This is a genomic window from Acinetobacter sp. UBA6720 (genome assembly GCF_002454215.1).
GTDB lineage: Bacteria > Pseudomonadota > Gammaproteobacteria > Pseudomonadales > Moraxellaceae > Acinetobacter.
On sequence record NZ_DKIK01000205.1, the window covers coordinates 1 to 15,097 of the forward strand.

13 protein-coding genes and 3 pseudogenes are annotated in these 15,097 nt (G+C 43.6%); 15 read left to right on the plus strand and 1 reads right to left on the minus strand.

The window, feature by feature from the left end; translation table 11 throughout:
• Positions 1–1,202: methylenetetrahydrofolate reductase C-terminal domain-containing protein (locus B4F08_RS17130; RefSeq protein ID WP_291375525.1), on the plus strand; the 1,202-nt coding region annotated here is incomplete at its 5' end.
• Between the two features lie 2 nt (positions 1,203–1,204).
• On the opposite strand, the gene B4F08_RS17135 is transcribed toward B4F08_RS17130, so the two are convergent.
• A complete protein-coding gene (locus B4F08_RS17135) occupies positions 1,205–1,870 on the minus strand; it encodes an epoxyqueuosine reductase QueH (RefSeq protein ID WP_291375526.1) in 666 nt (221 codons plus the stop codon).
• Between the two features lie 372 nt (positions 1,871–2,242).
• On the opposite strand from B4F08_RS17135, the gene B4F08_RS17140 reads away from it, so the two are divergent.
• The 14 genes and pseudogenes from B4F08_RS17140 to B4F08_RS17200 form a co-directional block, all read left to right on the plus strand.
• The gene (locus tag B4F08_RS17140; protein ID WP_265733404.1) at positions 2,243–2,365 is read left to right on the plus strand and encodes a hypothetical protein; all 123 of its coding nucleotides are present in this window, start codon (positions 2,243–2,245) and stop codon (positions 2,363–2,365) included.
• Positions 2,366–2,941: 576 nt separating this feature from the next.
• Positions 2,942–3,859, plus strand: coding sequence for a LysR family transcriptional regulator (locus B4F08_RS17145; protein WP_058952405.1), 918 nt, complete (start codon positions 2,942–2,944; stop codon positions 3,857–3,859).
• 240 nt (positions 3,860–4,099) lie between these two features.
• Positions 4,100–5,228, plus strand: a pseudogene (gene fruB / locus B4F08_RS17300) (fused PTS fructose transporter subunit IIA/HPr protein); the annotation flags it as partial.
• A gap of 86 nt (positions 5,229–5,314) precedes the next feature.
• Positions 5,315–6,964, plus strand: a pseudogene (ptsP, locus tag B4F08_RS17305) (phosphoenolpyruvate--protein phosphotransferase); the annotation flags it as partial.
• A 7-nt stretch (positions 6,965–6,971) separates the two neighbouring features.
• On the plus strand, positions 6,972–7,904 hold the full coding sequence (gene pfkB, locus B4F08_RS17155; RefSeq protein ID WP_291375528.1) for a 1-phosphofructokinase: 933 nt from the start codon (positions 6,972–6,974) through the stop codon (positions 7,902–7,904).
• 4 nt (positions 7,905–7,908) lie between these two features.
• Positions 7,909–9,618 (plus strand): fructose-specific PTS transporter subunit EIIC, encoded by a 1,710-nt coding sequence (locus B4F08_RS17160; protein ID WP_291375529.1) that lies wholly within the window; start codon positions 7,909–7,911, stop codon positions 9,616–9,618.
• A 301-nt stretch (positions 9,619–9,919) separates the two neighbouring features.
• Complete coding sequence (locus B4F08_RS17165; RefSeq protein ID WP_291375537.1) at positions 9,920–10,543, plus strand: beta-ketoacyl synthase chain length factor; 624 nt, start codon at positions 9,920–9,922, stop codon at positions 10,541–10,543.
• Positions 10,537–11,340 carry a lysophospholipid acyltransferase family protein gene (locus B4F08_RS17170; RefSeq protein ID WP_086210684.1) on the plus strand — a complete coding sequence of 268 codons (804 nt, stop codon included), beginning with the start codon at positions 10,537–10,539 and terminating at the stop codon, positions 11,338–11,340. The genes B4F08_RS17165 and B4F08_RS17170 overlap by 7 nt, the downstream gene beginning before the upstream one ends.
• The gene (locus B4F08_RS17175; RefSeq protein ID WP_086210683.1) at positions 11,333–11,593 is read left to right on the plus strand and encodes a phosphopantetheine-binding protein; all 261 of its coding nucleotides are present in this window, start codon (positions 11,333–11,335) and stop codon (positions 11,591–11,593) included. Before B4F08_RS17170 ends, B4F08_RS17175 begins: the two co-directional genes overlap by 8 nt.
• A 9-nt stretch (positions 11,594–11,602) precedes the next feature.
• Complete coding sequence (locus B4F08_RS17180) at positions 11,603–11,851, plus strand: acyl carrier protein (RefSeq protein ID WP_070153992.1); 249 nt, start codon at positions 11,603–11,605, stop codon at positions 11,849–11,851.
• Complete coding sequence (locus tag B4F08_RS17185; protein ID WP_291375531.1) at positions 11,848–12,402, plus strand: septation protein IspZ; 555 nt, start codon at positions 11,848–11,850, stop codon at positions 12,400–12,402. The genes B4F08_RS17180 and B4F08_RS17185 overlap by 4 nt, the downstream gene beginning before the upstream one ends.
• A 78-nt stretch (positions 12,403–12,480) precedes the next feature.
• Positions 12,481–14,142 carry an AMP-binding protein gene (locus tag B4F08_RS17190; RefSeq protein WP_291375533.1) on the plus strand — a complete coding sequence of 554 codons (1,662 nt, stop codon included), beginning with the start codon at positions 12,481–12,483 and terminating at the stop codon, positions 14,140–14,142.
• Positions 14,143–14,156: 14 nt separating this feature from the next.
• Positions 14,157–14,891 (plus strand): glycosyltransferase family 2 protein, encoded by a 735-nt coding sequence (locus tag B4F08_RS17195; protein ID WP_291375534.1) that lies wholly within the window; start codon positions 14,157–14,159, stop codon positions 14,889–14,891.
• A gap of 17 nt (positions 14,892–14,908) precedes the next feature.
• Positions 14,909–15,097: pseudogene (locus B4F08_RS17200) on the plus strand (acyltransferase); the annotation flags it as partial.

A 15,097-nucleotide genomic window follows, 5' to 3' on the forward strand; every position in this document is an offset into this window, starting at 1 on the left:
TTGAAAAAGTCATTCACTTTTCGGGGAAAGCGCGCGATATACGGGACTTTGAGCAGTTTTTGCAGGATGCAAAAATACAGGGTCAAAAGAACCTGTTGCTCTTAACGGGTGATAAATTAAAACAGCACCACTACAGCCATGACTTAGAGCCACGGACACGTTATTTGGAGTCTGTGAATGCTGTCATGGAAGCCAAACGTCAAGGCGGTTTTCATATCGGTGTAGCGTTTAATCCGTTTAAATATGCGGAAGCGGAAAAAGAGGCGCAATATCTGAAACTGCATAAAAAGATGAAAGCAGGGGCGGATTATGTGATTACCCAGTTGGGCTATGACATGGCTGCTTTACAGGATGCACATGCATTTTTAGCGCAACATCAGTATGCGCAGAAAATTTTAGCCTGCGTTATGCCACTGACCTTGGCGCGGGCTAAGTTTATGCTGAAACATAAAGTAGCCGGCATTGTGATTACCCCGCATATATTGAAGGTGTTACAACAGGAAAAAGAACAGGGTTTAAGTGATGGCGTTTATGTGCGCTGCGCATTACAGATTCTTATGTGTCGACATTTGGGCTTTGCGGGAGTGCATTTATCGGCTTGCCATCAGCCTGAAGAACAAATGTTGTTGGAACGCTATATTGAAGAATATCGACACTTGAGTTTTGCTGAGTGTGAACGACTTTGGAATACGCTTTGGCAGGTGCAAACAGGTACGGAATTTCATCCGAAGCTGACTTATTATTCACGGCCTGCGACCTCAAGTCAGATCATTAAATACCAACATCTGCATCTGATGCATGATGCTTTATTTGAATCTAAACTGGCCAAAGGGGTGGGGCGGTTTATTTTTAATTTCAATGTTTGGGATCGCTCGCGTGCCAAACAAGCATTACTGAAAACAGAACATTTGAGTAAGCATGTAGTGGTGGGCTGTGAGAGTTGTGGTCAATGCCGTTTAGGCGAGACCCTGTATATTTGCCCAGAAACGTGTCCCAAAGGCTTGGCGAATGGGCCCTGTGGGGGAACCAGCTTAGACCGCTGTGAATTTGGGGATCGTGAATGTATTCACTCCGTCAAAGCGCGCTTAGCCAAAGCGGTTGGACAAACAGCGATTTTAAAAGAAAAGCTGATTCCGACCGTGTCGAGTGCGGTGCGTGGAACCAGCTCTTGGAAAAATTGGTATGTGGAGTCTGCGAACTAAAATTAGCTGTCCTGATCCATGGCATTCGAATAGAATTTTTGTCCGAGTTTGATGCGCTCACGGCCTTGGCTCATGCGCCAGCGGTTGCTATCCCGCAGTGAATACACGCAACCACAGTATTCTTGTTGATAAAATTCTTCACGTTTGCTGATGTCTAGCATGCGTACCGCACCGCCATGTTTGCGCCAGTTATAGTCCCAGTACTGAATGCCTGCATAATGTGAAGCAGAACGGTGTCCGCATTCATTGATCTGTTGCATATTCTTCCAACGGGAAATGCCGAGAGAGCTACTGATTAGGCTAAAGCCATGTTCTGCCGCATATAACGCCGTTCGTTCAAACCGCATATCAAAACACATGGTACAACGGATGCCTTTCTCTGGCTCATTTTCCATCCCTTTGGCACGTGCAAACCAGTTGTCTGTGTCGTAATCACAGTCAATAAATGGAATATGATGTTTTTCTGCAAAGCGAATATTTTCTTCTTTACGAATTAGATATTCTTTCACGGGATGAATATTGGGATTGTAAAAAAAGATGGAAAAATTGATACCTGACTCAATCAGGGTTTCCATGACTTCACCTGAACAAGGTGCACAGCAGGAATGCAGGAGCAGTTTGTCATGACCTGTGGGGAGGGTAAGTTTCTGACGTTCGAGCTTCGACATATTGAATGGTTATATATTTAAACCAGACAGTTTAAAACGTCTAAGAGATAGATCAATCCAGATTGGGTGAAGAATTCTCAGGATGAGCTGATGAATTTTCATGATCAAAAGCGAGTTGAGTCGATGATTAAGATATGCACTTAGCCTTGTAATGGATATAGAGAGAACATTTGAGAGGCCTAAACTTGCATAATGGATCGAGATTCGTCATCATTTACACAAAGGGTGTTTAACAGTTGTGTTAGATAGGTATTCGTTGAAGGCGGGCCACTTCAACAGCAAGAAAGAGAGTATCTAACAGTGCTGCATTTTTTTACTACGCCTTCTAATAAGGAATTGGAGTGTCGTCATAATTTCCAATTTGAAACTGATATGCGTTTGATCCAACGCTGTAAATTTCTTGAAGATCAAGATGAGAAAAAAGCCATTCAACATCTTTTAAAAGAAAGAGGTTATACCAAGGCTGAGATTTTAAAACTCACGATTGATAGTTAAGTTAAGATTGAAAAGAGCTTCCAAAATAGGAAGCTTTTTTTGTTTTTGCATGCCTTGTTTTGTATCTCGTTAGTTTGAGATACAAACGACTTTTGCTCCCTGCTTACATGATGCTTCACGTGGAACATCAAAAACCAAGGCTGAGGCAAATAATGTAGTGTGCTTTAGTTGATTGAAGGTGTTCGAAAACATCAGCTTTATATAAATGAGATGAATATTACTCAGGTATACAATAGGGACGGTTGAGCTTAACCCATAAAAAGTGTTTAGCTGTGGTTTTTAACTTGTAGTTGATCGTGCCAATCATTTTCTTTACTTGTTTGAGAGTTGCTTTCATGTCTAAAACAGGATTCAGCAGTAAATTGTGGCTTGCATCTCTGAGTTATTGATTGTGTGCTGAATATATTTACATACCGTGTAGGGCGGTAAAATTTTTGTTATAGACAGCATGATTTAAAATTAAATAATGAAATAAATTAATAAGTTTAATTTAAAGGTGAAAAATATTAAGTATTAGGCGTAATTATCAGTTAAGCTATACCGTATCTATTAAAATTAAACCTTGAGTTGCGCCAGATGTTAGAACTCCGCCATTTAAAAACTTTAACCGCCTTAAGAGAGCATGGCTCATTGGTCGCTGCTGCAGGGGATTTGTGTTTAACCCCTTCAGCACTATCGCACCAGTTGCGTGAGCTTGATCAATGGTTTGGTGTGGAGGTGGTGAATCGTCGCAGTCGCCCTGTTAGTTTTTCGAATGTTGGACAGCGTCTATTAAAGTTAGCGGATGAGGTGTTACCACAGGTACAAATTGCACAAAGCGACATTACCCGTATCGTACATGGGCAAACAGGACGCATTACCTTTTCTTCTGAGTGTCATAGTTGTTTTGATTGGTTAATGCCGTTGTTAAATCAATATCGTCAGCAATATCCTGATGTTGATTTGGACTTTGCTTCAGGCTTTGAGGCGAACCCGCATGAATTATTACAGACGGGCGAATTTGACCTATTGATTACAGCCGATCCGATTGCATTAAAAGGGGTAGAATATTTCCCAATTTTTGAGTACGAGTCACGTTTGGTCTTATCCAATACCCATCCTTTGGTTCGCGCTAAAGAGATTACTGTACAAGAGCTTGCCGAAGAGACTCTTATTACCTATCCAGTTGATAAACATCGTTTGGATATTATGTCGCGTCTGTTTATTCCAGCCAATATTCTGCCAAAACAAATCCGTACCACCGATCTGACTCAAATGCTGATCCAGTTGGTGGCAAGTGGTCGTGGTATTGGTGCGTTGCCAGACTGGGTAGTGAATGAATATGAACAAAAAGGCTGGGTGACTTCACGTCGTTTGGACTGTGTAGCACCTGAAGGTTTGCGTCGTACTCTCTACGCTGGATATCGTACTGAAGAAAAAGAAAAAGACTATTTTGAAGGCTTTTTAAAGCAGCTCGATAAATTTGCCAAAAAAAGAGCGCAATACTATATCTAGTTGAAAAATAAAAAGAGGAGGAACATATTTCCTTCTCTTTTTTTAACTATTCTTAACTATTTATAATTTATGAAAATTTTTCTTCATAAAATATTAAACCTTTATTCACGATAACAATCATTTAAATGATTGACTAAAATATACAGATTTTCGGGTAAATCCTGAGTAGAATTCGACTTTTATTTTTTCTCCAGTAAAAAAGGCATGGCTTCTCACTATGCTGCTTTGCAAGGACGTTTTATGCTCGCGCTAGATATACAACATGTTCGAATGAAACAACACGCCACTGATAAGGCACAAGCGTTGCAATGTCTAGTCGATATCTTAGTCGAAGACCAATTGGTTACCCCTGATTATATTCATGGCTTGACCGCGCGCGAACAACAAAGTGCAACGTATTTAGGGCAAGGAATTGCCATTCCGCATGGGACGCCTCAGTCGCGCCAATCTATTTTAAAAACAGGTATTCGTCTGGCGCACTTTCCTGAAGGAATTGTTTGGGACGGTGAAAATAAAATTTATTTAGCGGTGGTGATTGCTGCGAAATCAGATGAGCATTTGCAAGTCTTACAAGTTTTGACACGGGCTTTAATTAACGAGGTCGCTGACCAAGTGAAACAGGCTCAATCTGCAGAGCAAATTATTGCATTATTACAAGCCCAACCAGCATCTCTGGCATTGCATGAAAATTTAATCGCCACTCAAGTTCCCGCACTAGATGTAGAGGATTTGATTTGGCAGGCAACACAGCTGCTGAAACAGCAAAAAATGGTGGAGTGTGGTTTTCTGTCGGGTTTAAACCTAAAAAGCATGATTCATTTAGGGGAGGGGGTCTGGTCGATCACTTCGAACCAGCATGTTTTGAGCCCAGCTGTAAGTTTGGTAAAAGCGGAACAGGTTTTAAGCCATCAGCAGGAAATGCTCAAGACTTTGGTGTGTATTGCCAGTAATGAGCAACTGGATATGCCACGGTTTCAACAATTAATGGATATTTTGTTTGATACTGAACAAGTTCATACCCTCAACCAAGAGCAAGATAGTCACCAGTTGGCGCAGTTAATTGGTGCTGAACTGATTCCTGATTGGCCATCTCGTCGTATTGTCTTAGCCAACGCTCATGGACTACATGCGCGTCCCGCGACACACTTGGTCAATATGACCAAGAAATTTGCAGGGGATATTCTCGTTGCTGTAGATGAGGGGGCTTACGTTTCGGCAAAAAGTTTAACCAAATTATTAGCCATGGGATGCCGTCGTGGTCAAACTCTGACTTTTATTGCACAACCTGATACCGATGCTGTAGCAGGCTTAGAACAGATTATTGATGCAGTTCAACAGGGCTTAGGAGAAGAGGTTGAAGCTATTGACCTTGTATCTCATCATCACAGCAGTAGTGACCCAGTCGGAAATACTTTGGAATTACTGCGTTTTGAATCACATGGCGATACGGGGAGCTGCGGTATTGCAGCATCAACTGGCCTTGCTTTTGGTCCTGCACATGTGGTGAAGCCACGTGAATTTAGCTATGAACGTCTCGGACAGAGCTTTAAAGCTGAGAATGAAAAGCTTGAAATTGCGCTTCATCAGGTGAAAAACAGCTTACGTCAATTCATTGCACATACTGAATCTACCGCCATTAAGCAGATTTTCATGGCACATTTGGAAATGCTGGATGACCCAGACCTCATCCAAAGTGTGCAACGCGGTTTAAAACAAGGGTTGTCTGCTGCTGCGGCTTGGCATGAGCATATTGAAGTGGCTGCGACTGCGCAGGCTGCACTTAGTGATCATTTACTGGCAGAGCGTGCGGCTGATTTGAGAGATATTGGTGAGCGTGTTTTGGCTGCTTTGTGCGGTGTTGCTGAGGTCACAGAACCCGAGCAACCTTATATCTTAATTATGCATGATGTTGGTCCAAGTGATGTCGCGCGTCTGAATAAAGACCGGGTTGCAGGTATTTTGACTGCGGTTGGTGGGGCGAGTGCCCATAGTGCTATTGTGGCACGTGCTTTGGCTATTCCAGCGGTCGTAGGTGCGGGTGCAACTGTTTTAAGTATTGAGAACCATGCCACCGTGCTGATTAATGGAGATACAGGTGAGTATGTGGTCTCACCAGAGCCAAGCCAGATTGATCATGCCATTGCAGAGCGCCAACGCCAGCGTGAGTTACGAGAACAAGCGGAACAGCACTGTTTAGAACCTGCCATCACACTGGATCAACATCAAGTTGAAATCGCAGCCAATATTGGCAAAGTGGGCGCTACGATACAGGCTGTGGCAGATGGGGCAGAAGCAATTGGTTTGCTACGCACAGAATTGGTCTTTATGTCACACAGCAGTGCGCCTGATGAGGCTACACAGGAAGCCGATTATCGGGTGGTGTTAGATGCTTTGGCGGGTCGTCCATTGGTGGTACGTACACTTGATGTTGGCGGGGACAAACCTTTGCAGTATTTGCCTATTGAAAAAGAAGAAAATCCATTCTTGGGCTTACGTGGTATTCGTCTGACTTTACGTAAGCCAGAATTGTTACGTCAGCAATTGGTTGCTTTACTTAAAGCGGCGGATAATCGCCCATTAAGGATTATGTTTCCTATGATTGGGCGGGTTGAAGAATGGCGAGCAGCAAAAGCGATTTTGGATGAGGTTCGCATACAGCATCCATGTGAAAACTTACAAGTCGGTATTATGATTGAGGTTCCTGCGGCAGCATTATTGGCTCCGATTCTTGCTCAAGAAGTTGATTTTTTTAGTATTGGAACCAATGACTTGACTCAATATACTCTGGCGATTGACCGTGGTCATCCGCTGTTGTCTGCTGAAGCTGATGGCTTACATCCGAGTATTTTGTTATTGATTGATCAGACGGTTCGGGCAGCACATCAGCATGGTAAATGGGTGGGCATTTGTGGTGAATTGGCTGCTGACCCAAAAGCTGTGCCTGTATTGATGGGCTTGGGCGTGGATGAGTTGAGTATGTCGAGTACCAGTATTCCATTGGTGAAGGCGCAAATTCGTGGTTTGAACTATATAAATTGCCAACAGGTCGCACAGCAAGCCTTAAGTTGTGACAGTGCAACCGCCGTACGTGCATTGGTGGAGTAATTACCGAATGGCTAAGATATTAAGCATTACCCTGAATCCTGCAATTGACCTCACCGTGCAATTGGATCAACTAAAAATTGGTGAGGTCAATCGTCAGTTAACGGCCCAAAGCCATGCAGCAGGTAAAGGCTTAAACGTGGCACAGGTCCTTAAGGATTTGGGACATGAACTGATTGTGAGTGGCTTTTTGGGGCAAGAAAACCGTCAAATTTTTGACCATCATATCCAGCAAGAGCAATTTGATAACCAATTTATTTATGTTGCAGGTGAAACACGACAAAACATTAAAGTTGCAGAAGCCTCTGGTCAGATGACAGACATCAATGGCAAGGGCTTTTTTGTGGATACCACCGCAAAACAACAGCTACGTGAGCGCTTATCACAACTGATTTTTGCAGTGGATGCGATTGTGATTGCAGGTAGTTTGCCACAAGGTTTTTCTGCAGAAGAGCTTTCAACGCTGATTATATGGTTACAGTCTGAGGGTAAGAAAGTCGCAGTGGATACCAGTGGTATTGCATTGAAAGCGGCAATTGCTGCCCATCCTTGGTTGATTAAGCCCAATACGGATGAGTTGACGGAAACTTACCATTTGCCAGCAGAAACTTTTGCAGAACAACAGCACCTTTTTGCCCGTTTAAATAGTCAGATAGAACACATTGTGGTCTCGATGGGTGAAAACGGGGTGAACTGGCTTCACCGCACACAATCCCTGCATGCTACTGCACCGAAGGTCAGCGTCCAAAGTACGGTCGGCGCAGGAGATTCCTTAGTGGCAGGGATGATTCATGGCTTGTTGAGTTCAACTTCCCCAGAAGAAACATTGAAAACAGCAACCGCAATTGCGAGCAATGCCGTGACCCAAATAGGGTTTGCCCTTCCAGACTTTGCTGTTATTGAAGATTTGAAATCGCAAATCTCAGTCCAATCATTGAGTTAATACGATGCAAGAGATAAAACATATTCTATTTGTGCCACATAGTCCCGAGCAGCCGATTAATGCAGTGATTTTGGCCAAAAAATTGTCCAAAGCAGCAACAGCACTTGGTATTTCCAATCATGTAGCGACGTCAGTCGAACATCTCGATTTATCAAATGTTATTGATACGGTTGTTTTTGTGGGACAGAAGTCGACAGATACAGATCAACTGCGTGACAAAGTTGTGAAAGTCATTCGTTTGGGTGCCGCACAACATGATGCGACCATACTTTTGCAACAAGTCTTTGAGCATTCAGATGCTGTAGGTGAACCTATTGCAGACAATGCTGAGGTTACACGGTTTGTCGCAATTACAGCATGTCCAACTGGTGTTGCACATACGTTTATGGCGGCCGAAGCCTTGCAACAAGGTGCAGTAAAGCATGGTTATCAGATTGATGTTGAAACCCAAGGTTCGGTTGGGGCTAAAAATATTTTATCGGCAGAATGTATTGCCAATGCAGATGTGGTGATCTTAGCAACGGATATTGAGGTCAATACCGATCGCTTTGTAGGCAAACGTGTATATCGCTGCGGTACGGGATTTGCCCTTAAGCAAACCGATAAGACTTTTGCAAATGCAATTGCTGAGGCCAAAGTGCTTGAAACGGGTAAGCAAACAGCCACCAAGACAGAAAGTGAAAACAAAGAAAAAGCTGGAATTTATAAACACCTTTTAACGGGGGTGTCTTTCATGCTACCGATGGTGGTGGCGGGCGGTTTGATCATTGCGATCTCGTTTATGTTTGGCCTCAATCCTGTTGAAGGGAGCTTTGCAGCATCCTTAAAACAAATAGGCGCTGCAGCATTTACCCTCATGGTGCCTATGCTGGCAGGTTACATTGCCTATTCTATTGCGGATCGTCCAGGTTTAACCCCTGGTTTGATTGGAGGCTTGCTTGCAACACAATTAGAGGCAGGCTTTCTCGGTGGCTTAGTTGCAGGTTTTATTGCAGGTTATATTGCGTTATTTTTATCGAAACAATTAAAACTCCCAAGTAGCCTAGAAGCCCTAAAACCAATTTTGATTATTCCACTATTAGCCAGTTTAGCTGTTGGTTTAATCATGATTTATGTGGTTGGACAGCCTGTTGCACAATTGTTTGAATTACTTACACACTTCCTTGCCAATATGGGTACGACCAATGCCATGATCATGGGGATTATTCTTGGGAGTATGATGTGTATTGATGTTGGGGGGCCAATTAATAAAGCAGCTTATGCCTTTACGGTAGGCTTACTGACGTCACAAACATACGGACCGATGGCGATTACCATGGCCGCGGGTATGGTACCGCCATTGGGTATGGCAATTGCAACTTTTCTGGCAAAGCATAAATTTGCCAAACCTGAGCAAGATGCAGGGAAGGCTGCTGTGGTCCTTGGCCTATGTTTTATTTCGGAAGGAGCTATTCCGTTTGCAGCCAAAGATCCGATTCGAGTGCTTCCATGTACGATCGCAGGTGGTGCTGTAACGGGGGCTTTGGTTGCTTTGTTTAAATGTGAATTGGTCACTCCGCACGGCGGTGTAATGGTGCTGATCATTCCGAATGCGATGAATTATCCATTAAAATATTTATTGGCGATTGCGATTGGAAGCGTGGTGACTGGTGTAGCTTATGCCGTGATCAAACGCCGTTTGCCACAAACTGAGCCCGTCATTGCTCAAGCTTAATGAAGATCCTTTCTTGTTAAGCCTTTGGTTTGCCAATAGATATAATCAAAGGCTTATGGTGCGATCTTTTAAAATGATACAACGTGTAGGTTAAATGTAGTCCATGTTACGTGGGGATACTAAAAATCCGCCAATTTAGAGGTATTGATAAAAAAAGCGGCAATTTTTTATTGATAAGTGAATGGTATTTCACATTTTTATTTTTGAAAACAACGTGGTTTTGTTATTTTTTGTGAAAAATTTGGCTCGGTGCTATAATTGCGCGCCTGATAATTTGTCAATTTTTTAAACACTGATCATGATGATGCAACTCCACGTATCCCGCTTAAATCTAAGTTCGGTTGATCAAGAATTATCAGCTATAGAACACATTCCTGCGATGCAACGTCGACGTTTATCGCGTCTGGCAAAGCTGGCTTTGAATAGTGCCATACAAGCTTTAGATACCTGCAATGTCGATTATATTGTTTGGGTGTCGCAATATGGCGATGAAGCCAAAACGCTGAATATATTAGAAGATGTCTTGAGAGGGCAAACGCCTTCACCGACACAGTTTTCAACCTCGGTTCATAATGCAATTTCAGGCTTGTATTCTATTTTATGTCAGGATGCGACACCTGCGACCAGTTTGGCAGGCTCGTGGAATGATGGGTTGATTGAAGCCTATGCGTGGTTAAAAACACAGCCCGAAGCCCGTCAGGTTTTGCTGGTGTATTATGATGATGCGCTACCTGAAATTTATATCGAGCATCAGCCATTTGCTGCTTTTGCGATGGGTGCTGTGATTTCATTAGCGCCTGCAAATTTGATTTTAGAGTCAGAGCATCACATCGCTCAAGATCCTGCTTATCAACAAGCTTTAGCGTTTAATGCGTTTTGGAACAATAACAACGCAACCGAATTTGAAGTGTGGACAAAATGCTGAAATTAGATGAAATCAAGCAAAAAGCCAACTATGCATGGCGTGTTGGGGCAACGGGCTTTAGCTTTGCCAGTTTTGGCTTAGGCGGTGTGGCGATTGGTAGTTTGATTGCACCAATGGTCAAGCTGAGTTCACAAGACCCAGAAGTTCGCAAGCAGCGCACCCAAAAGGTCATTAAGCACAGTTTCAAAGGTTTTACCGAGATGATGGTAAAACTGGGCATTATGACCTATACGGTTGAAGGTTTAGATAAGCTACAGCACAGCCAACAAGAGCTGGTGATTGCCAACCATCCGACACTGATTGACGTGGTGGTTTTAATTGGTTTAATGGAACAAGCGAATTGCGTTGTGAAACAGGCGCTGTGGTCGAATCCATTTACCAAAGGCCCTGTACAAAGCGCAGGCTATATTTTAAATGCAGGTTCCGAGCAGTTTATTCAGGACTGTGTACATAAATTACAACAAGACCATGCTGCCTCATTGCTCATCTTTCCTGAAGGAACACGGACGGCCAAAGGTGAGCAGTTGAACGAGTTCCAGCGTGGCGCAGCCAATATTGCACTAAGGGCAGGGGTACCGATTCGGCCTGTGCTAATTAGCTGTACGCCCTCGACACTCACCAAAAACGAAAAATGGTATCACATTCCAGAACAGCCTTTTCATATCCATGTAAAAGTCTTGGATGCGATCCGCGTGGAAGACGTATTGGATGACGTAACGGTCAATCCAAAAAATGTACGTCAATTAAATCAACAATTACAGTGGTTTTTTAACCAAGAGTTATCCCTAAATGACTAATCTTGCTGATGAATTAAAGCAAATGATTATTGATGTCCTTGCCCTTGAAGACATCAGTATTGAAGACATTGATACAGGCGCGCCTTTGTTTGGCGATGGTCTAGGTTTGGACTCGATTGATGCCCTTGAATTAGGCTTGGCATTGAAAAAACGTTATGGCATTCATTTGAATGCAGAGTCTGCAGAAACCAAAGAACATTTTAAATCAATTCAAAGCTTAGTGGCTTTGGTTGAAGCACAGAAAACAGCATAAGAGGTTGCTATGCTTGCACAAGAAACCGTGTTAGAAAAATTACGTGAATGGATGGAAGAGCTGTTTGAAATTGCGCCTGAAGATGTGCAATTAGAGTCAAACCTAGCTTCAGACCTCGATGTTGACAGTATTGATGCCATTGATTTGGTGGTAAAAATTAAAGAGTTGACAGGCAAACAAGTCAACCCTGAAGACTTTAAAAATGTGCGCACCGTTCAAGATGTGGTGGTCGTCATTCAGAATATGTCAGTTGCATGAACAACATCTTAAAAGGGGTAGCAGGGATCGGATTGATCCTCTATCCTTTTTTTGTCGCTTATGCTTTGGCACATGGACAGTATGTCTGGGTCAGTGCGGTATTGATTGCACTGGGCATTTTACGTCTCTTGAGTAAGGGCAATGCCCTACTGTGGCCATTGACAGGTTTTGCCATTTTATGTGGCGGGCTGAGTTTGATTTTAAAAGATCATGCGTGGCTTAAACTCTATCCTGTCTTTATGAGTCTTGGGGCGCTGTTTATTTTTGCCAGCACCTTGATTCGACCGCCTTCAATGATTGAACGTTTTGCACGTTTGGCAGAGCCTAATCTGCCCGAAGAAGGAGTAGAATGGACCCGTCAAGTGACCAAAGTTTGGTGTGGTTTTTTTTGCATCAATGCGGTCATTGCCCTGATCACTGTTTTCTTTGCACCGATGAAGATTTGGGTGCTGTATAACGGTTTGATCTCTTATCTCTTGATGGGTGGACTGTTACTGGGTGAGTTTGTGTTGCGTAAACGCCAGCAACGACTGCATCAGGCACAGAAATAACAGCATTTCCGTCAGGGCAGCTGAAACAGTGGCCTCGAACTATAGCGATTAGAAATACGGTTTTTAAAAACAAATTTTATGTCTTGTCATTTTCAACACCATCTGCATTCATCGCGTCCCTTGTGTATTCAGGCGGACTCAAGTTTTGTGTCCTTTCACACTTTTTGGTTGGATGTAGCTGTACAGGCTACGCAAATTCAGCAGTTGGAACAGCCAGTATGGGCGCTTTGGGAACAAGATAGTTATGAGTTTTTGGTATTGTTGTTTGCAGCCTTGCAAGCAGGTAAGCAAGTGCTGTTGCCGCCGCATCGGGTCAGCGACTTAGAAAAAGAATTGGCTGAACAGCAGATTTATTTTTTAAAACGTTTGCCGTCGACAGCCACGTCAACCTTTGAGCTTCAATTTGATGCTGCCTTTCTCAATCAGGCACAGCTGTATTTCTATACTTCGGGTTCAACAGGGCAGCCGAAAAAGATTCCGCGCACCTTGCAACAATTGTTCAATGAAGTCTGTGGTTTAGAAGCCAGTTTTGATTTGCCTGAGCAGGCAGTTGCGATTGCCACGGTGAGTCATCAACATATTTATGGTTTGTTGTTCAAGCTGTTGTGGCCCTTAGCCAGTGGACGTAGTTTCTACCAAAAACAACTGGCTTTCCCTGAAGATGTGGTTGATCTTCAAAAGAAAATTTCCCATTTGCAACTGCCCAATTATCTGATTTCAAGTCCTGCATTGTTGAAGCGCTGGACCACAGATGTGGTGTTGCAAGACTGCCATCGGGTCTATTCCTCTGGCGGAAAGTTGGATGCAGGCGTGCGTCCTTTGCTGAACCGTCCCATTACCGAAGTGTTTGGTAGTTCTGAAACAGGCGGGATTGCTCACCGTCAGGCGGATAATGCACTATGGACACCCTTTGCTAATGTCGAAATTAACTGCGCCGAGCAACAAGAGTTAGCCGTTAAAACCAATCATGCCTTTAGCACGGATTGGATTCTGACGGGAGATAAAGTGCAGGTCGTGGATGCAGATAATCCCAAAAGTCTATTCCAGTTATTGGGGCGTTTGGACCGCATTGTCAAACTCGAAGAAAAGCGGTTAAGTCTCGATGCGATTGAAGCAAAAATCGCTGAGTTGGCAGAAATACAGCAGTGCCATGTTTTAATTCATGAAAAAGAACAGCGTCAGATGTTGGCGGTGGTGGCAGTGTTAACGGATGATGCAAGGGCGCTGCTCATTGAAAAGGGCAAAGCCGTACTCACCGCACAGCTGAAAAAACACTTACAACTGAAATTGGAAAGTATCGCGATTCCGCGGCAGTGGCGGTTTTTAACGCAAATGCCACAAAATGCACAATCGAAGCTGAACAAACAGTATTTAAAATCACTCTTTCAGCCGATGACTCTGCCTGTGGTATTGACACAGCAGTCACAGGATATGCAGATCACTTATGCTTTGGAGTTTGTGCCTGAGCTGGAATGCTTTAAAGGGCATTTTCCGAACTTCCCGATTTATCCGGGCGTAGGGCAAATTGGATTTATTCAACATTTTGCCAAACAAAACTGGGCAGATTTACTGTGGTGCAATGGTTTTGAGCAGTTAAAATTTCAAGGACTGATCCAACCCTATCAAACGCTGGAACTGGTGCTCAGCCGTAAAGCACATAAGATCAGTTTTGAGCTGAAAAATCATGACAAAATATTGGCATCAGGACGTTTGCTGTTTGCTGTCCCTGTAGACGTTTAAGCCGAGAGACAAATATGAAACACTGCTTTGTGATTCCTGTGTATAACCATCCGCATTATTTGGCTGCGTTACTGTCACATTTAAGCGCTTTTGAGTTACCCATTATTATGGTGAATGATGGCAGTGATGCTGATTGTACAACAGTGTTACATCAGCTTGCGCAGGACTACCCAAGGGTCGATTTGGTTGAACATACCCACAATCAAGGGAAGGGGCAGGCGGTGATCACGGGTCTCAAGCATGCCTTTCAATGTGGCTATAGCCATGCTTTGCAACTGGATGCGGATGGACAACATGATTGGCAGGATGTGCAACGCTTTTTAGACACCTCTATCCAGCATCCCAAAGCCATGATTATTGGTCAGCCGATCTTTGATGCGACTGTTCCAAAAAAACGTCTCTATGGCCGTTATGCAACCCATATTTGGGTGTGGATTAACAGTCTGTCTTTTGACATTAAAGACAGCATGTGTGGCTTTCGTGTTTATCCTTTGGCGCAGACGGTGAACATTCTAAATACAGCCAAGTTTCAACCGCGGATGGGCTTTGACTCGGAAATTTTGGTGCGTTTGAAATGGGATAATGTGCCGTTTATCAATTTGCCCACGCATGTCGTTTACCCTGAAGGTGGCATTTCACATTTTGATGTTTGGCGTGACAATTTGGGCATGGCGCGCGCGCATAGTCGCTTGTTAGGTGGCATGCTGCTGCGGTTCCCCAAACTGATTTATCAGAAAGTTAAAGGCTAAGGCGGTCAGAGAAGCATATGCAGAAATGGAGCGCCGTGAAAGAGCGGGGCGGGATGTTGCCGCTGATGCTGATGCTGGGTTTCTACCGTTTGGGTGGGCGCTGGCTGTGTCGGGTCATCTTGTACTTTGTGATTTTATGGTACTGGCTCTTTTCCAATACCGCGCGTCAGGCTTCTCTGTTGTACTTAAAAAAACTGCATCATTTT

Coding starts and splice junctions, on each gene's coding strand:
- B4F08_RS17170 (WP_086210684.1), top strand. CDS start 10,537: ATGCTGAAATTAGATGAAATCAAGCAAAAAGCCAACTATGCATGGCGT.
- B4F08_RS17160 (WP_291375529.1), top strand. CDS start 7,909: ATGCAAGAGATAAAACATATTCTATTTGTGCCACATAGTCCCGAGCAG.
- B4F08_RS17175 (WP_086210683.1), top strand. CDS start 11,333: ATGACTAATCTTGCTGATGAATTAAAGCAAATGATTATTGATGTCCTT.
- B4F08_RS17195 (WP_291375534.1), top strand. CDS start 14,157: ATGAAACACTGCTTTGTGATTCCTGTGTATAACCATCCGCATTATTTG.
- B4F08_RS17180 (WP_070153992.1), top strand. CDS start 11,603: ATGCTTGCACAAGAAACCGTGTTAGAAAAATTACGTGAATGGATGGAA.
- B4F08_RS17135 (WP_291375526.1), bottom strand. CDS start 1,870: ATGTCGAAGCTCGAACGTCAGAAACTTACCCTCCCCACAGGTCATGAC.
- pfkB (WP_291375528.1), top strand. CDS start 6,972: ATGGCTAAGATATTAAGCATTACCCTGAATCCTGCAATTGACCTCACC.
- B4F08_RS17185 (WP_291375531.1), top strand. CDS start 11,848: ATGAACAACATCTTAAAAGGGGTAGCAGGGATCGGATTGATCCTCTAT.
- B4F08_RS17165 (WP_291375537.1), top strand. CDS start 9,920: ATGATGCAACTCCACGTATCCCGCTTAAATCTAAGTTCGGTTGATCAA.
- B4F08_RS17190 (WP_291375533.1), top strand. CDS start 12,481: ATGTCTTGTCATTTTCAACACCATCTGCATTCATCGCGTCCCTTGTGT.
- B4F08_RS17145 (WP_058952405.1), top strand. CDS start 2,942: ATGTTAGAACTCCGCCATTTAAAAACTTTAACCGCCTTAAGAGAGCAT.
- B4F08_RS17140 (WP_265733404.1), top strand. CDS start 2,243: ATGCGTTTGATCCAACGCTGTAAATTTCTTGAAGATCAAGATGAGAAA.